General features: G+C 53.1%; 20 protein-coding genes. 16 read left to right on the plus strand and 4 right to left on the minus strand.

Going from position 1 to position 21,820, the window contains the following annotated elements:
- The first annotated feature begins 3 nt into the window (after positions 1–3).
- The 11 genes from IEW70_RS15530 to IEW70_RS15575 all read left to right on the plus strand — a co-directional run bounded on the left by IEW70_RS15530 (position 4) and on the right by IEW70_RS15575 (position 9,075).
- Positions 4–627 carry a cytochrome (ubi)quinol oxidase subunit III gene (locus IEW70_RS15530; RefSeq protein WP_188648833.1) on the plus strand — a complete coding sequence of 208 codons (624 nt, stop codon included), beginning with the start codon at positions 4–6 and terminating at the stop codon, positions 625–627.
- A gap of 1 nt (position 628) precedes the next feature.
- Positions 629–943 carry a cytochrome C oxidase subunit IV family protein gene (locus tag IEW70_RS15535; RefSeq protein ID WP_188648834.1) on the plus strand — a complete coding sequence of 105 codons (315 nt, stop codon included), beginning with the start codon at positions 629–631 and terminating at the stop codon, positions 941–943.
- A 69-nt stretch (positions 944–1,012) separates the two neighbouring features.
- Complete coding sequence (locus IEW70_RS15540) at positions 1,013–1,861, plus strand: cytochrome c oxidase assembly protein (protein WP_188648835.1); 849 nt, start codon at positions 1,013–1,015, stop codon at positions 1,859–1,861.
- Positions 1,862–2,192: 331 nt separating this feature from the next.
- The gene (locus IEW70_RS15545; RefSeq protein WP_188648836.1) at positions 2,193–3,065 is read left to right on the plus strand and encodes a sulfite exporter TauE/SafE family protein; all 873 of its coding nucleotides are present in this window, start codon (positions 2,193–2,195) and stop codon (positions 3,063–3,065) included.
- A gap of 35 nt (positions 3,066–3,100) precedes the next feature.
- Positions 3,101–3,331 (plus strand): RrF2 family transcriptional regulator, encoded by a 231-nt coding sequence (locus IEW70_RS18295; protein ID WP_308423177.1) that lies wholly within the window; start codon positions 3,101–3,103, stop codon positions 3,329–3,331.
- A 23-nt stretch (positions 3,332–3,354) separates the two neighbouring features.
- Entirely contained in the window at positions 3,355–3,522 is a 168-nt protein-coding gene (locus IEW70_RS18300) for a hypothetical protein (RefSeq protein WP_308423178.1), read from the plus strand.
- A gap of 148 nt (positions 3,523–3,670) precedes the next feature.
- Entirely contained in the window at positions 3,671–4,585 is a 915-nt protein-coding gene (gene cyoE, locus IEW70_RS15555) for a heme o synthase (RefSeq protein ID WP_188648837.1), read from the plus strand.
- Between the two features lie 26 nt (positions 4,586–4,611).
- The gene (coxB, locus tag IEW70_RS15560; RefSeq protein ID WP_188648838.1) at positions 4,612–5,625 is read left to right on the plus strand and encodes a cytochrome c oxidase subunit II; all 1,014 of its coding nucleotides are present in this window, start codon (positions 4,612–4,614) and stop codon (positions 5,623–5,625) included.
- Between the two features lie 84 nt (positions 5,626–5,709).
- Complete coding sequence (ctaD, locus tag IEW70_RS15565; RefSeq protein WP_373285983.1) at positions 5,710–7,566, plus strand: cytochrome c oxidase subunit I; 1,857 nt, start codon at positions 5,710–5,712, stop codon at positions 7,564–7,566.
- A 3-nt stretch (positions 7,567–7,569) separates the two neighbouring features.
- Positions 7,570–8,196: a cytochrome (ubi)quinol oxidase subunit III gene (locus tag IEW70_RS15570; protein ID WP_188648840.1), complete on the plus strand. Its 627-nt coding sequence runs from the start codon at positions 7,570–7,572 to the stop codon at positions 8,194–8,196.
- Positions 8,197–8,244: 48 nt separating this feature from the next.
- Positions 8,245–9,075 carry a cytochrome c oxidase assembly protein gene (locus IEW70_RS15575; protein WP_188648841.1) on the plus strand — a complete coding sequence of 277 codons (831 nt, stop codon included), beginning with the start codon at positions 8,245–8,247 and terminating at the stop codon, positions 9,073–9,075.
- Positions 9,076–9,189: 114 nt separating this feature from the next.
- Here the strand turns inward: IEW70_RS15575 and IEW70_RS15580 are convergent, their stop codons facing one another.
- The 4 genes from IEW70_RS15580 to IEW70_RS15595 all read right to left on the minus strand — a co-directional run bounded on the left by IEW70_RS15580 (position 9,190) and on the right by IEW70_RS15595 (position 16,495).
- Positions 9,190–9,654: a hypothetical protein gene (locus tag IEW70_RS15580; protein WP_188648842.1), complete on the minus strand. Its 465-nt coding sequence runs from the start codon at positions 9,652–9,654 to the stop codon at positions 9,190–9,192.
- A gap of 255 nt (positions 9,655–9,909) precedes the next feature.
- Positions 9,910–14,397, minus strand: a complete 4,488-nt coding sequence (locus IEW70_RS15585) for a glutamate synthase-related protein (RefSeq protein WP_188648843.1) — start codon at positions 14,395–14,397, stop codon at positions 9,910–9,912.
- Between the two features lie 244 nt (positions 14,398–14,641).
- Positions 14,642–15,037 (minus strand): globin domain-containing protein, encoded by a 396-nt coding sequence (locus IEW70_RS15590; protein WP_188648844.1) that lies wholly within the window; start codon positions 15,035–15,037, stop codon positions 14,642–14,644.
- A gap of 159 nt (positions 15,038–15,196) precedes the next feature.
- Positions 15,197–16,495, minus strand: coding sequence for a glutamate-1-semialdehyde 2,1-aminomutase (locus tag IEW70_RS15595; RefSeq protein ID WP_188648845.1), 1,299 nt, complete (start codon positions 16,493–16,495; stop codon positions 15,197–15,199).
- Positions 16,496–16,839: 344 nt separating this feature from the next.
- On the opposite strand from IEW70_RS15595, the gene IEW70_RS15600 reads away from it, so the two are divergent.
- The 5 genes from IEW70_RS15600 (at position 16,840) to IEW70_RS15620 (ending at position 21,803) form a co-directional block, all read left to right on the plus strand.
- Positions 16,840–17,925: a hypothetical protein gene (locus tag IEW70_RS15600; RefSeq protein WP_188648846.1), complete on the plus strand. Its 1,086-nt coding sequence runs from the start codon at positions 16,840–16,842 to the stop codon at positions 17,923–17,925.
- 38 nt (positions 17,926–17,963) lie between these two features.
- On the plus strand, positions 17,964–19,376 hold the full coding sequence (locus tag IEW70_RS15605) for a class II fumarate hydratase (protein WP_188648847.1): 1,413 nt from the start codon (positions 17,964–17,966) through the stop codon (positions 19,374–19,376).
- A gap of 45 nt (positions 19,377–19,421) precedes the next feature.
- Positions 19,422–20,162, plus strand: a complete 741-nt coding sequence (locus IEW70_RS15610; protein WP_188648848.1) for a sporulation protein — start codon at positions 19,422–19,424, stop codon at positions 20,160–20,162.
- A gap of 19 nt (positions 20,163–20,181) precedes the next feature.
- Positions 20,182–20,940, plus strand: coding sequence for a sporulation protein (locus IEW70_RS15615; RefSeq protein ID WP_188648849.1), 759 nt, complete (start codon positions 20,182–20,184; stop codon positions 20,938–20,940).
- A 146-nt stretch (positions 20,941–21,086) separates the two neighbouring features.
- On the plus strand, positions 21,087–21,803 hold the full coding sequence (locus tag IEW70_RS15620; protein ID WP_188648850.1) for an SDR family oxidoreductase: 717 nt from the start codon (positions 21,087–21,089) through the stop codon (positions 21,801–21,803).
- Positions 21,804–21,820: the final 17 nt, after the last annotated feature.

Consider the following 21,820-nt stretch of genomic DNA (forward strand, 5'->3'; position numbering starts at 1 on the left):
ATCATGGGTGCTGGAAATCACGCAACTGCGACCACCGGTTTGCCCGCCCATCCCGAGAAAGCGACTTTCGAAGGAAAAAACAAGGTGCTCGGGTTTTGGTTATTCCTCGGTGCGGAAACCGTATTGTTTGCCTGTCTCTTCGGAACCTACCTGGCATTGAAAAATTCGCACCTCGGCGGTCCCACCACCCAGGATCTCTTTGAGATCCCGTTGGTGGCCGCCGCCACGATCATCCTGTTGACCAGCAGTTTGACCAGCGTGCTGGCTGTGTTGGAAATGAAGCGGAACCACTTGGGTCGAATGCAGTTCTGGTTCGGAGTTACCGTGTTGTTGGGCCTCGCATTTCTCGGCTTGGAGATTTACGAGTTTGTACACTATGTTCATGAGGGCCATACCTTTACCAGCAGTGCCTTTGGTTCCGCCTTCTATGCGCTGGTGGGAACTCACGGATCTCACGTCCTGTTCGGGACGGTCTGGATTACCACTCTGATGGTGCAAGCCGCCAAACGAGGTTTGAACCTGGATATGGCACCCAAGTTTTATGTAGCCAGTTTGTACTGGCACTTTGTGGACGTGGTATGGGTGTTTATTTTCACTGTAGTTTATCTCATGGGGAAGGTCGGGTAAGATGAAAGCAAACGCGGAACAAACCAAAAACCAAACGGCGGTGCAGACATCTCAGGAAAGTGCTTGGAAACATGTCACCTCTTTCGCTGTGATGATTGTGTTGACTGCCATCGCTTTTGCAGCGGTGGCAACCAACCTGGTACCTTCTCATTTGCTGGTGCCGCTGCTTTTGACCCTGGCAGCAGTGCAGGTCGTGGTCCAGTTGTACACCTTTATGCACCTGAACCAAAAAGGGAGCGGCTTTCCCGTCGCTTTTATGGCCAGCGGGATTTTTATCGGCGTCATTTCCGCCGTGGCATTGATGATTTTAGTTTGATGGGATCCCCTCGTTGCCTTCGGTGGCGGGGGGATCTCTTGTATCGGGGAATAGAAAGGAGGAGGAAGCATGCATCATCATACGGATCATGCTGCGGGAAATGGATTGCCGGATGTATGGACTTTGTTGAGCCCGGGCGTCATCTTGTTCACCCTGGTGATCGCGGCAGGGTATTTGTTCCTTACCGGTTCCGGCAGCCGGTATTTCACTGGAGCGGAACGAGTGCCGATGCAAAAGAAGGTCGTGTTTCTCCTCGGTCTGGTCATATATTACGCGGCGAAAGGACCCATAGCCGCGTACGGCCATCTTTTGTTTAGTGCACATATGACGGAGATGGCATTGGAATACTTGCTGGTGCCGCCGTTGCTTTTGTACGGTTTGCCGTCCTGGTTCCTTCGCCCGCTCCTCCCAAAGCTGCATGGGTTGCGGTTTTTCACCCATCCGTTGATCACTCTTCTGATTTTTAACGGCTTGTTTTCTGTGTACCATATTCCGCTTGTATTTGACGCGATTATGGCCAGCCATTTGTGGATGACCGTTTCCCATGTCCTATTGACCATTGCGTCCTGTTTGATGTGGTGGCCGATCGTGTGTCCGGTGCCGGAAGCAGACCGGCTGTCTTATTTGCAAAAGATGGCCTATATCTTCGCCGATGGAGTGTTGCTGACCCCGGCTTGTGCGTTGATTGCTTTTGCCGACACCCTGATGTTTGATACGTTTGCCCAAGCACCTCAAATCTTTGCGTTTTTGGACCCCTTGGATGATCAACAGTTGGGAGCAGTTATCATGAAGATCGTCCAGGAGGTCGCTTATGGCAGTGTGTTGGGGTATACTTTTTTCCAGTGGGTTCGCAAACAGCGGGAGGAAGACAAAAAAGAACAGGAAGAGTTTCTGCGTACGGCGGAGCACAGTCAGTGAAAAACGCTAGAGCGGAAAGGTTGACTTTTGTGACGTCGAAAAGAGAGAACGAGCAGAAGCGTTTGCTGTTGGAATAAAAGATTATCAGCCATCTCATCCCGGTTAGAGCGGGATTTTTTTATGCCTTCCTATGCCGATCCGCCAGATCATTAACCCGATGGGGACATTTCCCGGGAAATCAGTCGAATGCACCAATAAATCCACACGAACCCAAATCTTTTGCTCTGCATAGGATGGTGAAGCGTTCCAATCCCGACTAATGAACTGAAGATGGTAAACATTGTTTGGAAAAAAGTCGGAGCGCTTACAACTTGCGGGGAGGACAATCCGGGTGAAAAAACTCATTGTTTTAGCAATTATTGGATTTTCCGCTCAATTGATTGATGGTTCATTAGGGATGGCATATGGAGTGACGTCCACATCCTTATTATTGGCATTTGGGGTTGCACCAGCCTTTGCTTCGGCTTCTGTCCACTTGGCAGAAGTGGTTACGACTGCAGCTTCAGGAATCTCCCACATGAAATGGGGCAATATTGACCGGGGATTGGTCAAAGGATTGATGATTCCGGGGACGGTAGGGGCATTCCTGGGTGCGTGTTTTCTCAGTCGCTTGCCGGGACAGCTGGTGAAACCCTATGTGGCTGCATTTTTGTTTTGTTTAGGCGCGTATGTTCTTTCCCGGTTTTTGTTTTGGGAGAAAAAACAAAAGCAACCACGGCAGCAAAAGGCGGGACGGTGGCTGCTGCCTCTGGGGTTTGTGGCTGGTTTTGCCGATTCCACCGGCGGAGGAGGCTGGGGACCGTTGACCACTCCGGTGCTTCTGGCGAAAGACGGGATGGAAACACGCAAAGTGATCGGCTCTGTGGATACTTGTGAATTCGCGATTGCCACAGCGGCTACTCTGGGCTTTTTCATCTCTCTCGGTTGGGATGCCGTCATCTGGCCCTGGGTGATCGCCCTTATGATCGGAGGGATTGTTGCGGCTCCGATCGCAGCGTGGCTGGTGCATATCATTCCTTCCCATCTTTTGGGGGTGATGGTGGGGGGATTAATCCTGTTTACCAATACGCAAATATTGGTCAAATCCATTCCCGCTGTCACTCCGTTTTGGCCTTGGATATACGCCGGGATCGGGCTGGTATGGGCCGCAAGCTTCGTATATGCTCTCTGGATTCATCGCGGGAAACAAAGAGGCGAAGGGTAAAGGTATCCAGCAAAGGGGAGTATGCGCTGAGAGCCTTGATTTTTCTGGGGAGTCGGCTGGATGAGGTTATTCCCATCTCCTCCATGGCAGAACGTATTCATGTTCCGGCTCATTATTTAGAAATCCTGTTGCAGCTGAAGGCCAAAGGGTTTGTCAAAAGTAAACGGGGCATGCATGGCGGGTATCAACTGCGGATGAAGCCCGATGAAATCGTGATCGGTCAGGTGATTCGGGATATGGAGGGACCTTTGGCCCCGATGAGCTGAGTCAGTATGACGGCTTATGAGACTTGTCCTTTGGAATAGGGATGCCGTATCCAGCCCTGTGGGCGATGGTTCGGGATACCGTCGCTTGTGTGCTGGATCAACCGACACTGGAAGATATTTTGTTGCAGCGGATTCGACCCGCCTTGATAAAGGAGCGTATTCAACAGTACTGCACTGACGAAACTGGGTGATGGACACACCCGGTTTTTCTTTTGGACAAAAAAGGTCATTCCGTATCATTCACATATTTTGGAACCCAATTGGAAAGATAAAGAGGATCGGGGATGGGCGTGTTTTCCATTATGTAAACCAACTGGAAACAGGAAAGGGAGCGAGGATGTGAACCGACCGTTTGTGACTCCGTTTTGGGTCGTCAACCGCGAGAGTCAAAGGGGTAGACCACTGTTTCGAGATCTTCTTTGTTTGACCAAACCGGGAATCACCTTCTCCAACTTATTGGCGGTCATCGCGGGTTTCCGGTTGGGTTCTGAAGGTTTTCTGTCTTGGGGCGGAATGTTGGAGGTTTGTCTGGGTGCCGGATGGGTGATTGCCGGGAGTTGTGCGCTGAACCATGCGGTGGATCGGGATATCGATCCGCTGATGGAACGCACCCGCCACCGTCCGATTCCCCGTGGAAGCCTGTCGGTGCAAACGGCTGTCGGGTTCGGCACGCTGTTGCTGGCAGCTGGATTGGTATGGCTCTTTTTCGCGGTCAATCCCCTTTCTGCCGGCTTGGCTGGAGTGGGGGCCGTTTTCTATCTCGTCGTGTACAGCATGTGGTTGAAACGGGTCAGCATATGGAACACCGTAGTCGGCGGGATTTCCGGTGCAGTTCCACCGGTGATCGGATGGACGGCAGCAGCCGGTTCCTTGGACGCTCCTGCCATCGTTTTGTTCTTCCTGCTCTTTTTGTGGCAACCGCCACACTTTTATGCCCTGGCGATGATAAGGCAACGGGATTACGCCAATGCCGGCATCCCCATGCTGCCTGTTCAAAAAGGAAGCCGTGTCACACGGCGTCATATCTTCTTCTTCGTCTCATTGCTGCTTCCCGTTTCTCTGATGCTGCACACCATGGGAGAGGTAACGGATGCTTATGCCTGGATTGCTATCGGTCTGGGGATCCTGTATGGGTGGTGGAGTGCCCGGGGACTATGGGGTCCGGAAGATCCCGGGTGGACACGGAAGATGTTTCGGTATTCCCTGGTGTACTTAACGGTTTTATTAAGTGCAATGATGGCTTTTGCCACTTGAATTTAGATCGAAGGCGAGGTTGAAGCATGAAAAGGAAAGGCCTAATCCGCGCGGCGGTCCTGTTGTCCGGGGTTTCAGCTGTCACAGGGTGCGGCAACCGCAATATATCCGTGTTGAAGCCGGCGGGTCCGGTAGGGGACAGCCAAATGGACCTGATTCGGCTCAGTTTGGTGATCATGACCCTCGTGGTGATTGTGGTTTCTGTCCTCTACATTTATGCCGTTGTTCGTTTTCGGGAGCGTCCGGGCCAGAAAAAGGAAATCCCTGAGCAAGTAGAGGGCAGCAAAAAGCTGGAGTTGTTGTGGACCATCATCCCCATTTTGTTGCTGGTAATCCTGGGAATACCCACGGTATCCACTACATTCCAACTAAATAAAAAACCGGAACCGGCGGAGTCGATGCGGGTCAATGTGACGGGCTACCAGTATTGGTGGGCATTTGAGTATCCCGATTATGGCTTTGAAACCGCCAACGAAGTTCATATTCCGGCAGGAAAAAAAGTGGAGTTCATCATGACATCCCATGATGTGATTCACGCTTTTTGGGTACCGAGCCTGGGGGGGAAACAGGACCTGAGTCCTGGGCGGATCAACCGGTTGGTACTACAGGCGGACAAGCCGGGCATCTATGAAGGAAGGTGCACCGAGTTGTGCGGTGCCGGCCACGCGTTAATGAATTTCCGAGTGATTGTCCAGCAGCCGGAAGACTTTGAAGCCTGGGTCAACCGGTTGAAAAAGCCGGATTCCCAACCGGACAATGACACGGCAGCAGAAGGGAAAAAGTTGTTTGCCCAAAACTGCATGGGTTGTCACGCCATTCAGGGAGCGGGATATAAAGTGCTCGGCCAAACCGGACCGGAGTTGACGGGTTTAAGCTACCGGACACGTTTGGCGGGAGTGGTCAACAACACCAAGGAAGACCTGTCCCGTTGGATAACCAATCCACAGAGAATCAAGCCCGGGAACCACATGCCGGCATTTGATCATCTGACAGAGAAGCAGCGGAAAGCGCTGACGGAATATCTAAGCGGTTTGAAGTGAACTCGTCACTGACAACGAACGCAAGGAGGGAATAGGGTGGGGACACTCATCATTCTGTTGGTTTTCGTCCTTTTTTTGGCTGCCATCTTTACCGGCGGGTATAACCGACGATACTTGGAACGGGCACGTGAATCCTGGTTGTGGGGATGGATCACGACCGTCGACCACAAAAAAATCGGGATTATGTACGTGACAGCCGGCGGTCTGTTCTTTCTGATCGGCGGCTTGGAAGCATTGCTGATGCGTTTGCAGCTGATGTTTCCCAATAACGACTTTATTTCGGGGGATATTTACAACCAATTGTTGTCCATGCACGGTACGACCATGATTTTTCTCGTCTCGCTGCCGTTGCTTTTCGGACTGATGAACGTGGTCGTCCCATTGCAAATCGGGGCACGGGACGTAGCTTTTCCCTTTTTGAATGCCTTGGGATTCTGGCTTTATTTTGCCGGCGGACTGCTTCTGAACCTGAGCTGGCTGTTCGGGGGGGCGCCGGATGCCGGATGGACCAACTACGCTACGCTGGCCCTGCCGGAATACAGTCCCGGGCCGGGTGTCAATTATTATGTGATGGGTTTGCAGATTACCGGGATCGGGACCTTGATGAGCGGGATCAACTTCCTGGTCACCATTATCAACATGCGTACACCGGGGATGACCTATTTGCGCATGCCCTTATTCACCTGGTCAGCCTTTGTGGCGTCGGCCTTGATTTTGTTCACCTTTCCGCCATTGACCGCCGGACTGTTCATGATGATGTTCGATCGGCTCTTCGGCACCCACTTCTTTGCAGTGGCCGGCGGAGGCAACGTAACCATCTGGCAGCACATCTTCTGGATTTTCGGCCACCCGGAAGTATATATCCTCGTGCTGCCCGCTTTTGGTGTGTTTTCTGACGTATTCAGCACCTTTTCACGAAAGCGGCTGTTCGGTTACACCTCGATGGTCTTCGCTCTGGTGGCTATCGGCTTTTTGGGTTTTATGGTCTGGGTCCACCATATGTTTACCGTCGGTTTGGGACCTGTAGCCAATACCATTTTTGCCATCGCCACCATGGCGATTGCGGTTCCTACCGGGATTAAGGTGTTTAACTGGATTTTTACGATGTGGGGCGGACGGATCCGTTTTTCAACACCGATGTTGTTTGCCAACGGGTTCTTAGTCGTGTTTGTGATGGGAGGTGTGACAGGAGTGATGCTGGCGGTGGTGCCGGCCAACTTCCAGTTCCATGACAGTTATTTTGTGGTGGCACACTTTCACTATGTGTTGATCGGGGGGACTATTCTGGGATCCTTTGCCGGGATTTATTATTGGTGGCCCAAGATGTTTGGCCGGATGTTGAGCGAACAGCTGGGGAAATGGCATTTCTGGCCCTTTTACATCGGGTTTCACCTTACCTTTTTTCCGCAGCATTGGCTGGGGCTTTACGGCATGCCGCGGCGGGTTTATACCTGGATGCCCGGTTATGACCTCGAATTAGGGAACCTGTTATCCAGTATCGGGGCTATTTTGATGACGATCAGCCTCTTTTTCTTCCTGTATAACGTCATCTGGTCTTTCACCAAAGGAGAAAAGGCAGGGTCGGATCCCTGGGATGGCCGCACACTGGAATGGACGGTTTCCTCACCGCCGCCGGAGTATAACTTTGCCCAGCTGCCTAGAGTGCGCGGCTTAGACCCGCTTTGGGTGGAAAAGTCTGCCGGGAACGGCGAAATGCAGCCCGCTGAACCGCTGGGGCCGATTCATATGCCGAACCCCAATCATCTGCCGTTTCTGATGTCGCTGGGCTTTTTTATCTCCGGATTCGGATTCGTGTTTCAATCAATTCAAGTAGGGGTTCTGGGATTGGTTCTCGTAGTGGTCACTCTGTTTATCCGCTCCTTTGAGGAGGACCACGGGTATCATATTCAGCCCGAAGAGTTGCAGACGAAGGGGGTTTAACCCATGAACATCGAAAGCAAAACCGCGACGGTTGCTGGGGGGATCCCCTCCGAACCGGAAAAGGCTACCCTGGAAGGAAAGAATAAGATTCTCGGTTTCTGGCTGTTTCTCGGAGCAGAAACCGTCCTGTTCGCCACAATGTTTGGTACGTACTTGGCGTTAAAGGAACAACACCTCGGCGGCCCCCGTCCACATGAGCTGTTTCAAATGCCGATGGTGGCGGCGGCGACCCTGATCCTGTTGACCAGCAGCTTAACCAGTGTGTTGGCAATTATGGGCATGCACGAAAATAACGTCCAGAAAATGCGGACATGGTTTCTAATCACAGTGTTACTCGGCTTTGCTTTTTTGGGGTTGGAAGCCTATGAGTTTTACGAGTATGTCCATGAAGGACATACCATTACCAGCAGTGCCTTTGGTTCTTCCTTTTATCTGTTGGTGGGAACCCACGGCAGTCACGTATTGTTCGGCGTTTTCTGGATCACCGGATTGATCATGCAAGCGGGAACCAGAGGGATTACCGTCCATACAGCGCCCAAATATTACGTGGCCAGCTTGTACTGGCACTTCGTCGATGTGGTCTGGGTGTTCATTTTTACGGTGGTATATCTGATGGGGATGATGGCTTAGGAGCGAAAGAAATTTTGCAGGCACCTCTTGTAGAAAGGAGAGTAGAAAATGGATGCCATCCTGCGTCAGTTTGCCGAGCCCGGAATGTGGAATCTGTGGCTGAATGCGGGCTTGGTCCTGCTGGGGGCTATTTATCTCATCCGTACGCGGCTGCCACAGCCCGGTCAAACGGAGGAAGCCGTCTCTTCCAGAAAAAAAGCGGCCTTGCTGCTGGGTCTGTTATTGTTTTATCTGGCTGTGGGCAGCCCGCTGTCCTTTATCGGGCATGAGTTGTTCAGTGTCCATATGCTGCAGCAATCGGTGTTGTTCCTGGCGGTGCCGCCGTTGGTGCTGTCCGGACTGCCCGCGGGATGGGTCCGTGCCGTTTTCCGGCGGCGCCCTGTAAAACAAGCCGTTTCCTTTTTTACGCATCCCTTGGTAGCGCTCCTGGTGTTCAACGGATTGTTCTCCTTTTATCATGTGCCGTTCATTTTTGACACACTGATGGGGAATCGCATGCTTCACGTGGCTTCCCACACCGTTTTGACGGCAGCGGCATTTGCCATGTGGTGGCCGGTGTTTTGTCCGCTGCCAGAGCAGGATCGGTTAACCCCTTTACGGAAAATGGCATATATCTGTGCGGCGGGAGTACTGCTGACCCCCGCATGCGCCTTGATCATTTTTGCGGATCAGCTGTTGTTTGCTTCGTATTCCGGCGTGCAACTGATTCCGTTGTTGGACCCTTTGGACGATCAGCAATTGGGCGGCGTGGTGATGAAAATCCTGCAGGAAGGGATCTACGGGTGTGTGCTTGGAGTGATCTTTTTCCGGTGGGTTCGTCTTGTGCGAGAACGGGAAACTTATGGCGTGCCGGTGGAAGAAGAGGAAGAAGGAGTGTGAACCCGAGGAAGAAAACACGGCCCAACCATTGTTGGGCCGAAGAGGCTGCTGACAAAGTTTCTCGAAATGTGCTGAAGAACTCTTTTGCCCGAGCAGCGACTTTTGACGTATCCTTTACCGTACTTGGCTGAACACGATGGAATCGTGAGGACCCTGGTCGACATATACCCAACGGTAGGCCACATTGTTTTGCAATGGCTTACCGCCGTACTCGTTTTTAAGTGTGAAGACACTTTCGTCTTGGGCATTCTTTCTTGTGCCGAAGTGGGCGACATGGGTCCATTTGCCGTTGATCTTCCGTTGCAGATAGAATGTGACCCGTTCGTTCGGATACTTTTGGTTGTCGGAGAGGAAATAGACGGTAATCGTGCGGGAACTGCTCTTCTTGCAAAAAGTGTAGTCCGAAGGAGCTTCTTTCCACTGATCCTTGTCGCCGAACAGGTGGCGGGGGGCAGAATCCTGGCCGGTGGTGGGGCATGAAGCGGCAGATACGGCAGTTGGACCGGCCAGATAGAAAGTGAACAGCAACACACCCAACATGCTTAAGATCCCGACAACAGCCATCAACCGTTTAATCACCTGCAAATTCCTCCTTGTATTCGGAAAAAGTTTACACCCTATAATTCGAAGGGTTCCACCGGGTTTGAGGTCTTTTTGTAAAAAATAGACGGAAGTCGGGATCATCACCTTGCCCCTATTGACCAGGACGGTATCGACAAAGGTTCCTCCGTAAGAAATAGAAGCCAAATGAGCATATGAAAAAACACCCTTCAAGTAAGATCCACCTGTGTCTACTTGAAGGGTGCAAAGCGTTTTCTATTTCTCACCTGACAGTTACTCGGTGGAGATCGCCGGGTCTGCCTGCACCTTATGCGGAATCACTTGCATGAAGTGGGAGGTCGGATCTTGCAGTAAGCCGGAAATCTTTTCCGCTTCCGCTGTTTGACCGGAGGCAAGAAGCACTTTCCGGTACTTGCCCAGCAACTCTTCCAGGTCACGAATTCCCCGGCTCCCGAGGGGCTCCAATTCCACCTTAGCGCCCAAGGCGATGCGGCGACGAAGCGCTTGTTCATCCAGATTTTTTTCAGGGAGAAGCCGTAAGTAGACTACGCCGCCTGTCATACCGGCACAGATCCAGGGACCGGGGTCTCCCAGCACCACGCCGCGGCCATTGGTCATATATTCAAAGGCAAACCCCTTGATGTTGGCCCGATTTCCGATGAGTCCCCGACTGTCATCAAGAGGAGTTTTCGGTTCTCCGGCGATGATGACATCGGCTCCGGAGAGACGGATGCCGGCGCGGGAGTCCGCATTGCCCTGAACGATGAATAAGCCTTTCTGGGCGCCGTAACAAAACCCCTTTCCGACAGAACCATTGATGTACTGTCCGTGGGCACCGTGGGATTTCAGCACGGCTACCTGACCGCCGAAGGCTGTTTTGCCCACGCCGTCCTGTGCCCCTCCGGAGACGGTGACGCGGATGCCTTCGGCGTTAAAGGCTGCCAGCCCATTTCCGGGGATGGAGCCTTCGGCAAAGCAGAGATCCGCTTCCGGCATCCCGATGTAACTTCCATCCAGATGATCCCGCACACGTGCCCCGGATAAGCTGCTCACCAGTACCCGGTGTGCGCTGTCGGCAACACCGTAGTTATGGGAGACGGGCTGGTCAAAAGAAAGGGTATCTGCTACGTCATCCCGGTTTTCCGCATTAGCAGCCCATTCTGCCGCGGCGGAAGTTACCTTTTTGACCAAAGGAATGGGTCGCAGCAAGTCATCCAGGCTGAGTCGATCCAAGGCTCGCGCTTGAACCAGCAAGTCAGACCGGCCCACCAACTCCTGGGTTCGTTGGAAGCCCAATTGAGCCGTCAAGCGGCGGACTTCCTCGCCAAAAGCTCCGAAGAGGCGTTTCAGACCGGCGACTGCTTCATCATGTACACGGGGGACAAATCGGCGCAGCCCGTGTTCCTTGGCTTCTTCTTCCGATTCGATCTGGGTGGCGATCCCGACATGACAGGTGTCCAAATGACAGCCGCGGCAGGTGGTACAGCCGATGGCCAGCATGGCCAGGGTACCGAATCCGACCCGGTTGGCGCCGAGCATGAACATTTTCACGGCATCCAGACCGCTTTTGATTCCGCCGTCTGCCCAGATTTCCACTTGGTCCCGCAGTCCGGCTTTCACCAATGCCGCGTGGGCTGCCTTCACCCCGATTTCCGCAGGAAGTCCCACGTGTTGCAGAGCATGGATGCGGGCGGCACCAGTCCCGCCGTCAAATCCGCTCAAGGTGATAATGTCTGCTCCAGCCTTAGCGATGCCGACGGAGATGGTACCGATGTTGGGAACGATGGGCACCTTGACAATGACCTGAGCAAATTTGTTGGCGGTTTTCAGCTCGGTGATGATCTGGGCCAGATCCTCGATGGAGTAAATGTCGTGGTTGTTGGAGGGAGAAATCAGGTCGGTCCCCGGAGTGGCATTCCGTGCTGCCGCCACTTTGGGCGACACTTTTTTTCCGGGCAGATGACCGCCTTCGCCCGGTTTGGCTCCCTGACCGATTTTTATCTCGAGGATATTGGCCGAGTTGGCCAATTCTACATTAATCCCAAAGCGCCCGGAAGCAATTTGATGCCCCCGTGTCTTTTTGTATTTGCCCAGCATGTCCTTGATCTCGCCTCCCTCTCCGTTCAAGCTGATCATGTTCAGTTGCTCGGCGGCCTCTGCATAGGCGCGGAAAGCGATCTCATTTTGCGAACCGAAGGACATGGAGCTGATCACAAAAGGAAGGTCGTGTTCTCCTACACCGATATCTACGTGTGCCGGGTCGATCTTCGCGAAGGAATCCTGCTTCAGATCGACTGTGTGCCGCAGGCTGACCGGATCGCTTTTTTCCATCGTTTCCAGCTTTTCTCGAAAATCCTCGTAGGGGATGCTGCCATCCGCGATTTGTCCAATGGATTTCCACAGCCGGGGCCATAATTGAAATGGACGGGCAGGCCGGGGATTTTCCCCATGGTAGTCTTCATAGCGCGCCTTTGCATCGGCTTCCAATTGGCTAAAGCCCGTACCCGACTGATCCGAGCCGCAATAGTTGACGATGTTGAGCACGTCAGCCACTTCCGGTCGAAGGCCGATGGATGAAAAGAGACGAGCATATCCGCGAAGTTCGTGGATGCCGATGGTGGAGATGATTTTTTCCAATCCTTTGTTGATGGCATCATACAGTTGGAGACTGCGTTGACCTTCAGGATCATCTAAGGTGGCGAACATCAGATAGGGCGAGACAGCATCCGCTCCCAGTCCGACAGCGACGGCTGTGTCATGCAGGTTGCGGATGGCGGCGGAGCGAAGGAGGATGGACACTTTCCGGCGCAGGTTTTGTCGGCACCCGTCCCACGAGGCGCCTTTCAGCGCTTGATCCACCTTGGAAACAACCAAATGAGGGTCCAGCCAGAGACGCTCCTCGGTGTGTGCTCCTTCATCATCCAGCACCAACAGGGTACTTCCGGAACGGGCCGCTTGAATAGCATCCGCAGCCAATGCTTCCAGCGCATCCGCCAGTTTCACTTCACGGCGGCGGCTTAAGGGGAGGATGGTGAGCTGGTTGCGTGACCCAAAGGCATCCAACAGGGTTTCCAGCGAGCAGGTGCCGTGTGCTTCGCTGATTACCTGTCCGGCTTTGCCTTCTGCCAGGATCGGGGAAGGCAGCTCCAAGCGGAAAGCATCTCGCTCAACAGTACCATCCAACGCCGGACGGGAACCCAGAATGATGCGGGTGGAGAAGTGTTCCTGCTCCCGTTCCCGGTCGATGGCCGGGTTGGTCACCACGGCCACGCTTTCCTTGATAAAGTCGGGAATGTTTTGTCGGGCTTTGGACAAAGCCGCCAGTGGACCGTCATGCCCGAGGGAGCGGATCGGATCGCTGCCCGTATCTGCCATCTGCTCCACGAACCGGATCTGGTCGCGGTCCCAGCCGAAGGCGTCATACTCTCGGTTGGAGGCGGGGACAGCTTCTTTCGGCTCCGCTTTTTTCACTTCAGGAGCTTGCAAATAGGAGGCGGCGCCCCGGAAATCCGCCCGCTTTTTCGCCCGTTCCAACACCAGCTGCTGCAACTCGTGATGGGGGAGAACTTCGGCTTGGGGGGTCATCCGGACACCCACGGTTTCTCCCGGAGCCAGCGGTTTGGGCTCGGCCGTCATCCGATGAACGGGGAGGATCCCTTGTTCGGAGGAGAAATAGAGGCTGCGCTCACTTTCCACTTGCCACAGCGGACGAAGGCCCAATGCGTCTACGCTGAAGGCGCATTCATCTCCATAGCGGGAAACGATTCCAGCGGGTCCTTGGGCGAAAGGGCCCCACGATTGCCGGTAAAAGGCATACAAGTCCTGCAATTCCTCGGGAAGGCGGCCGATTTCATGAATGATGACGGGAAACACAGCTTCCACTGCTTCAAACAGCGTATATCCGTAGCGGTGGATCAAGGTTTCCACCACGCGGTTTAAATCCTGGGAGTCACTTCCTCCGTCTGCCAGAGGGACTCCGATCATCCGGGCCTCATCCTGCAGTTTCCGGACAGTGTTAATCTCACCGTTGTGGCCGAGGATGGAAAAAGGCTGCACCCGGAAAAAGTTGGACAGCGTATTGGTCGAATAACGGTTGTGTCCGATGGTGACAGCTGTTTGAAAATCCGGGCTTGTCAGGTCGATATAATATTTCGGCAGCAGATTGGCGGCCCCCATCACCTTATAGACGACCGTTTGATTGCTGAGCGAAGCCACCTGCACCGGCAGGGCGGCTTCCATGTCGATTACCGCTTCAAACAGGCGGGTAGGCAGCTGTTTTTCCTCATCCGCTTCCAGTGCTACCTGCCAAAACAGCGGCTCATCCGCCAGTCCGTTGGGACCAAGCACCGAGCTGTTCACCTGATCCTCGGTTTCCAGAACAAGGCGAAGACCGGCATGATTCAGTTGTTGCCGTATGCGTTCCTGAACGGTTTTCACGGGGATTTCCGTATTTTTGGGGATAAAAATATGTCCCACAACAAACCGGGATTCAAAAGCGAGTGAGGAGGATAAGCCCGCACTCGTCAATCTTTGCGCCCACAAGGTACGGGGAATATCCGTCAAAATACCGCATCCGTCCCCTTCCCCGTTGATAAATCCCGAGCGATGCTCCATCTTTATCAATGCGTCGATGGTGTCAATCATGTTCTCCCGGGTCGGTTTGCCGCTTTTTTCAATGACGGCTACAATGCCGCAACTGTCGTGCTCCTGAGACAGCAAATGGCGAAAGCTTCCGAGGTTGGTTCGGGTTTGCTGGTCCATAAAGGGCTGACACCTCCAAAATGGGATGAATGGATTGTAACCGGATGGAAAGGGAAGGGACCAAACGGAACAGTCAGAAAAGTTTATAAAAGTATATCTAGGATAACACGAATGCAGGAGGGGAACAAGGAGAACTGAATCCTTTCATACTATGGCGCATTTCATGCATGGTGTTCAAAAAAACAAATCCCCCTTTTTGCAGGGGGAGATTCGTGTAAAACAGATGATCAGGTTTCCTTTTCAACTAAGCCTCCGGCGTCCCTTCCGGCTGATTAATCATGTGATGGGCAGTGTACATCAAGCGGCTCCAGATTTCCTCCCGGACGGAACCCTTGATCCCGGCATCGTCCAGTGCCTTGGACATGCAAGACAGCCATGCCTGAGCGCGTCGGGGTGTGATCGGAAACGGCAGGTGTCTGGCCCGGAGCCGCGGATGGCCGTATTGTTCGCTGTAGAGGGGAGGCCCTCCGAAAAACTGTGTGAGGAACAAGTACTGCTTGTTCATTACTGGTTGGATGTCATCGGGAAACAAGGGAGCCAAGTCCGGATGCTGTTGTACCCGGGGATAAAAGGATTCCACGATGGCACGGATGGTGTCCGCTCCGCCGATTCGCTCATAAATGGTGACGGGTGTGTCCATGGGGTTCACCTCTTCCTTCTATTTATTTCACCCTTCATCCTATATTCATGAAGCTTCATCATTTGACCAATGAAAGGTCGAAGAAGACCAGGTTCCGTCAGCTGTTGCGGAACAGCTTGAGCGGACCTGGTCAGTTTTTTCTCCGCCCGGTAAAATGACTCAGGACTCTTTGGCCATCTGTTTAAAGGAACGCTCCACGGCACGCAGGGTATGAGCCACGTCTTCCTCGGTATGGGCGGTGGTCAGGAACCAGGCTTCATACTTGGACGGTGCCAGATAGACTCCTTCTTCCAACAACAATTGGAAAAAGCGGGCGAACTTTTCTCCGTCTGCCGACTGAGCTCCGTCGTAATCCGTTACCGGTTTCTCCGTGAAGTAGACGGTTAATGCGCCGCCTTTGCGGTTGATTTGGACCGGTATCTGATATTGGTCGGCATGTTCACGGATGCCTTCTTCCAGCGATTGGCCCATCCGATCCAAGCGCTCATAGGTCCCCGGCTGGGACAGGGTGGAGAGGCAGGCGATTCCCGCCGAGATGGACAAGGGGTTGCCGGCCATCGTGCCTGCTTGGTAGGTGGGACCCATGGGAGCCACTTTTTCCATGATGTCCCTTCGTCCGCCGTATGCGCCGATGGGAAGGCCGCCGCCGATAATTTTGCCGAGGGCGGTCAGATCGGGTTCCACTCCGTACAACGTTTGTACACCACCGTAATGAAAACGGAAAGCGGTGATGACCTCGTCGTAAATGACAAGTGCACCGGCATCGTGGGCCTGTTGGTTGACCGACTCCAGAAAGCCCGGGGCAGGCTCCACAATGCCGAAGTTTCCTACAAGGGGTTCCACCAAGACGGCTGCTACCTGATCTCCCCAATGATCCAATGCTTCGCTGAGAGCATCCGGGTTGTTAAAGGGGACGGTGATCACTTCCTTGGCGATGCTGCCCGGAATTCCGGCGCTGTCCGGGGTTCCCAATGTGGAAGGGCCGGAACCTGCTGCCACCAGTACCAAATCCGAATGTCCGTGATAGCATCCGGCAAACTTGATGATTTTATCCCGGCCCGTATAGGCTCGGGCCAGACGGATGGTCGTCATTACCGCTTCAGTGCCGCTGTTGACGAAACGAAGCTGTTCACAGGAAGGGATGGCCTCCCGGATCATCTCTGCGAACCGGACTTCTTTTTCCGTCGGAGTGCCGTACAATACCCCGTCAGTGGACGTTTCCATGATGGCGGCAGTGACTGCGGGGTGAGCATGTCCCAAAATAATCGGGCCGAACGCTGCCAAATAGTCGATGTACCGGTTGCCGTCTTCATCCCAAAAATAAGCGCCTTTGGCCCGTTTCATAAAAACCGGTGCGTCCATACCCACCGCCTTAAAAGAACGGGAGGGACTGTTGACGCCTCCCACAATGACATCCAATGCTTTTTCATATAATTGATTGGATCGATTCCGTTGCAAGGTGCTGCCTCCTTTTGTTCAACTCCGCTCTTATTGTATCGGGGAGAAGGCGACAGGAGCAAGGGAGAGGGTTCCTCACGGTTTGCCAGAAAACGAGGATGCATTCACAGCATTGGGCAAAAGAGTCGAAGAGATCCTACAAGTTTGTCATTAATCCGAGGATTTTTTGTCGATTACAGGCGAATCGGGTGAGGAAAATTGTAGAAACATGTCTGTACGCTTCTCCATGCCTGTGGTATTCTGAAAATGGTGCTCTCTAAGTGTTTCGTGTATTTTTTCCTTTAAACAACTTTTAACGATAGATTTGTTACAGGTCACGCATCAAGTAATTGGGGGAGAGGACGTTGTCGTTCTTTACTGTGGGGGAATTGTATCGGGATACATATCACATTCAACATGTCGAGCCTTTTTTTAACGGAGAGTGGGCCGTCGCTGAATCGGAAGGCAATCTGTTTTACCTGCAGCATGCACAGCTGCAAAAGCCGGCACCGCCTCGTTCCGTACAGCAGTACTTGGCTCTCAGCCACCCTATGATCCTTCCCTATCAGCAAGTGTATACGGAGGAGAGGTCCCTGGTCTTTATCCGTCCCTATGAACCCATAGAAGAACGCTTGGATCAGCGCATCCATCGCGGAGGGTTGGATGAGGATCAGATTTTGGACTGGGTCAAAAGTCTGCTGGAATTGGAGCCCCTGTTGAAGGGACAGCCCCTTCCGATGTACACCTTGCTGCATCCCGGCAACATCGTCATCTTGCCAAACGGTTCGCTGCAAGTGTGGTATTGCGGGGTATCGGGCCGCACATTGCCGGACCCGACACTGGATTGGGGCTCATTGTTGTACATGATGTTTACCGGCCGTCTGTTGGACGAACCTATAACCAAGCTGTCTGGAGACGAAGGGTTTTCTAAACATTTGAACCGGTTAATCCAGCGCAGCTTCAAACATGATGCGAATCATGTACGGGATCAGATTGAGACCTATTTAAGAAAGAGGGATTCCACTAGCCTCTTCGACTCCCTCTTTGGCCGGTCCAAGCCAAAAGAGAGAAGCAAACCAGCTCCTTCCGACACGAAGGGCGCTTCCCTTCGGCAGCTGAGCTTGGAGGAAGAAGCGGAACGCCGTGAGCAGGAGCGCCTGGCGCGTGAAGAAGCGGAACGCCGTGAGCAGGAGCGTCTGGCACGTGAGGAAGCGGAACGGCGCGAGCAGGAGCGTCTGGCACGTAAGGAAGCGGAACGGCGCGAGCAGGAGCGTCTGGCACGTGAGGAAGCGGAACGGCGCGAGCAGGAGCGCCTGGCTTGTAAGGAAGCGAAACGCCGTGAGCAACAAAACCGGGTGTTGGAACGGTTGGCCCGGGAGCGCAAACAACACGATCAAATCGCTGCCCAACTGCAGGAATACGTCGATCACGTGTTTAATCGCACCTCCTAGGGAAAAAAAGGGAGTAGAACCCTAAGGAGGTGCATTCGATGGGAGAGACCTATCGTGTGCAAAGAGATTCGCTTGGAGAAGTGAAGGTTCCCCGGGATCGCTATTACGGAGCTCAGACGCAACGGGCGGTGGAAAATTTCCCGGTCAGCGGGTTGCGTTTGCCGCGGCCGTTTATCCGGGCCCAAGGCATCATCAAAGCTTCTACTGCTGTTGCTAACCAAAGGTGCGGCGACCTGGACCGGAGGGTGGCGGATGCGATCGTCCGGGCGGCGGAAGAAGTAGCGGAAGGAAAATGGGATGATCATTTTGTCGTGGATGTGTATCAGGCGGGGGCGGGCACTTCGCAAAACATGAATGCCAACGAAGTGATCGCCAACCGAGCGGCTGAGTTACTGGGCGGAGAAGTGGGTGATACTTTCCTGGTCCATCCCAATGATGACGTCAATCGGGGGCAGTCCACCAACGACACCATTCATGCAGCGATCAACATTTCCGCGGCAGAAGAGTTGACAGATCAATTGCTGCCGGCCTTGGACAAACTGATCCATGCGTTGGAAAACAAGGCGAAAGTTTATAAAGATGTGGTCAAATCGGGTCGCACCCATTTGCAGGACGCCGTTCCGTTGCGGGTAGATCAGGAATTTTCCGGGTATATAGGCTCCTTGCGATACAGTGAGGAGGGGATCCGGGAATGCTTGCCCTTGTTGTACCACATCGGATTGGGCGGCAATGCCGTGGGAACGGGGATCAATACACCACCTGGATTTGTAGAGACAGTGGTACAGGAAACAGCGAAGCGGACGGGACTCCCTTTTTGCCAGCCCTCCTACCCCTTTGCCTTTATGCAGAATACCGGAGCAGCGCTGAAAACCAGCAGTGCGCTAAAAAACTTGGCGGTGCATTTAGGTAAACTGGCCAGCGATTTACGGCTGTTGAGTTCGGGACCTCGAACCGGACTGGCGGAAGTGAAACTGCCTGCCGTACAACCCGGTTCGTCCATCATGCCCGGCAAAGTAAATCCCGTCATGGCGGAAATGATGAACATGATTGCTTCCCAGGTAATCGGAAATGATGCTTGTATCACTTCAGCCGGTGAGCATGCCCAGTTGGAATTGAATGTGATGATGCCGGTGATTGCCCACAATCTTCTGCATTCGATTCAGATCCTGACCAATGGGATGGAAACCTTCCGCATCCGTTGCATTGAAGGGATGGAAGTGGATGAAGATCGGTGCCGTTACTGGATGGAGCGATCTCTGGCCCTGGTGACGGCTTTAAATCCCTATATCGGATATGACCGGGCGGCGGAAGTGGCCAAAAAAGCATACCAGCAAGGGAAAACGGTCCGGGAAGTGGTTTTGGAAGAACAGGTGCTTTCCAAAGAGGAGGCCGACCGGATGTTGGATGGGGCCCAGATGATCCCCCCTGTCGATAGAGAGTCAAAAGAGTAGGAGCAGCAGGAGCATCAACAGCACGATGATTTTGGGGGTGCACAGATGGTTTTTGATAAAGCATTGGCAAGTATCGGTATCGGAGCAGCCCGTGTGGATACCCGGTTGGAAAAGACGCAATTTCAGCCGGGTGAATTGGTCCGGGGAGAGATACTGGTTCGCGGGGGCCAAGCCGATCAACTGGTGGATGATATTTATCTTTTTTTGACGGTTCACTATTTGAAAAACGACAAAAAGATTCCGTATGTTTTGCAGAAGTATCAATTGAGCGAGTTCTTCGTCGTCAAAGCCGAGGAATACAAACTGATTCCATTCCAGATCCGGCTTCCCTTGGAAACGCCCATGTCCTGCGGGCGTTTCCCCATATATCTTAAAACGGGACTGGATATTAAGAAGGCCGTGGATCCCAAAGATGTGGACCGGATCGAAGTGTTTCCCCACCGGACGGTGGAGCGCATTCTTGGAGAAATCGAGAAGGCTGATTTTATTTTGTATAAAGTGTTTAACGAGGAAGTCAAAGAGGGGGCCCTTCCCTTCGTTCAGATCTTCCAATTCCGTCCCTCGGGGCGGTATCACGGCTACCTGGATGAATTGAACCTGTACTTTGATCTGACAGCCCATGACGTGAGCATGTATGTGGAAATTCGCCGCGGGACGCAGCAATTGTCCACGTGCTTTGATTGGTCTTTGGAGGACCCCAATGCAACGTTCATGATGAAAGGAAATGGCGGGCAGCAGGAGGTAGCCGATCCGGTAGCCACGATTCAGTCGATGTTACGGAAATAAGTCAGCGGGAGGGTGAAGGATGTCCGTGTTCAGCAAAGCGTTGGCCAGCCTCGGAGTGGGGAACGCCAAAGTGGACACCCGTCTGAAACAGACCCAGTACCGGCAAGGGGGTGTCATTGAGGGCGAGGTGTTTATCCAAGGCGGTCAAGTAGAACAAGTTATCGATGAGATTTATCTCTATCTGGTCATTGTATACCATGAGGGGAAATCGCAAAAAGAATACGTGATGGAAGAATACCGCCTGTCCGAGCGTTTTCGAATCGGTCCGCGCGAAACCAAGGTGATTCCTTTTGATTTGACACTGCCTTTTGATACACCGGTGACTACGGGAGGCTGTCCCGTCTACCTGAAAACAGGACTGGATATCAAACGGGCGAAAGATCCGGACGATATGGACGGGATCGAAGTATTGCCCCATCCTCTGGTGGAAAAGGTCCTGCACGCGGTGGAGAAGATCGGGTTTCAGCTGCATCATATTGAATTTGAATTTGAGCACTTTTATTCCCGTCATCCTTTTATTCAAGTGTTCCAGCTGAATCCTACAGGTACCTGGCAGGGAGAACTGGATCAGTTGGACCTGGTTTTCTATGTGGGCGAACATCAAATCGAAGTCATTATGCAGATCGACCGGAGTGCCAACGATCTGATGACTTCGCTGGAGGAAGCGTTGCAGCTCGATGCCCGTACGGTTCGTTTTTCCGTCACGGATCGTGATGTGCATGGCGGCACGGCCATGTTGGAAAAGAAACTGACCCAACTGATTCATGAAAACTTGTGATGTCTTTATCCCCGCAAGCCACCTGCTCCCGGAGAATATTGGAAAATGGTGGGGCATTGCTCGAAAGCCAAGAAGTCGTATGGTAAAATAACCATGGAAGAAATCGGTCCGACCAATCCATTGCGGCCGGAAACGGAGTGAATCGGGTGAAGTTAAAAAACAAAGCGGCCGTTATCACGGGGGCAAGTCGAGGCATCGGCGAAGCGATTGCCCGGGCATTTGCCCGGGAAGGTGTGGATTTGCTGCTGGTAGGCCGCAACAAGGCGGATATGGAAAATGTAGCTGAACATGTACGTGGGCTGGGGCGCAAGTGCTTGGTTAGCGTGACGGATGTCACCCGGGAAGAGGAAGTGGCCCAGGCAGCGGAGATGGCCTTCGAGGCGTTCGGCAAGATTGACATTCTTGTAAACAATGCGGGAATCGGTATTTTCAAGACGATTCAAGACATATCGGCCGACGAGTGGAACCGGGTGTTGGCCGTCAATCTGACGGGCCCTTTTTTGTTCACCAAGGCTGTACTGGATGCCATGATCGAACGAGGTCAAGGTCAGATTATCAATATTTCCTCGGATGTAGGGACACGGACGATTCCCAGAGGCTCTGCCTATTGTGCCAGTAAATTCGGGCTGGAAGGCTTTACGGGAGTATTGGCCAAAGAGGTGCGTAAGCTGGGGATTAAAGTGGGAGTGATTCGTCCGGGATTGACGGCTACATTCTTCGCCGGCAACCAACCGGACGATCCGGAAACCGATGGATGGCTTCATCCCGAAGATGTAGCGGAAGCCGCTGTTTACATGGCATCAGCATCTCGTCATGCCTTGGTGGATGAAATTGTCCTTCACCCGACCATTCAGGAATACTGAGGTACTAAATAGATACA

It is taken from the genome of Marinithermofilum abyssi (assembly GCF_014641195.1).
GTDB lineage: Bacteria > Bacillota > Bacilli > Thermoactinomycetales > DSM-45169 > Marinithermofilum > Marinithermofilum abyssi.

What these genes read in the sequence shown, in the direction of transcription:
- IEW70_RS15530 (WP_188648833.1), top strand. Translation starts at nt 4, where the DNA reads ATGGGTGCTGGAAATCACGCAACTGCGACCACCGGTTTGCCCGCCCAT.
- IEW70_RS15535 (WP_188648834.1), top strand. Translation starts at nt 629, where the DNA reads ATGAAAGCAAACGCGGAACAAACCAAAAACCAAACGGCGGTGCAGACA.
- IEW70_RS15540 (WP_188648835.1), top strand. Translation starts at nt 1,013, where the DNA reads ATGCATCATCATACGGATCATGCTGCGGGAAATGGATTGCCGGATGTA.
- coxB (WP_188648838.1), top strand. Translation starts at nt 4,612, where the DNA reads ATGAAAAGGAAAGGCCTAATCCGCGCGGCGGTCCTGTTGTCCGGGGTT.
- IEW70_RS15570 (WP_188648840.1), top strand. Translation starts at nt 7,570, where the DNA reads ATGAACATCGAAAGCAAAACCGCGACGGTTGCTGGGGGGATCCCCTCC.
- IEW70_RS15575 (WP_188648841.1), top strand. Translation starts at nt 8,245, where the DNA reads ATGGATGCCATCCTGCGTCAGTTTGCCGAGCCCGGAATGTGGAATCTG.
- IEW70_RS15585 (WP_188648843.1), bottom strand. Translation starts at nt 14,397, where the DNA reads ATGGACCAGCAAACCCGAACCAACCTCGGAAGCTTTCGCCATTTGCTG.
- IEW70_RS15590 (WP_188648844.1), bottom strand. Translation starts at nt 15,037, where the DNA reads ATGGACACACCCGTCACCATTTATGAGCGAATCGGCGGAGCGGACACC.
- IEW70_RS15605 (WP_188648847.1), top strand. Translation starts at nt 17,964, where the DNA reads ATGGGAGAGACCTATCGTGTGCAAAGAGATTCGCTTGGAGAAGTGAAG.
- IEW70_RS15610 (WP_188648848.1), top strand. Translation starts at nt 19,422, where the DNA reads ATGGTTTTTGATAAAGCATTGGCAAGTATCGGTATCGGAGCAGCCCGT.
- IEW70_RS15615 (WP_188648849.1), top strand. Translation starts at nt 20,182, where the DNA reads ATGTCCGTGTTCAGCAAAGCGTTGGCCAGCCTCGGAGTGGGGAACGCC.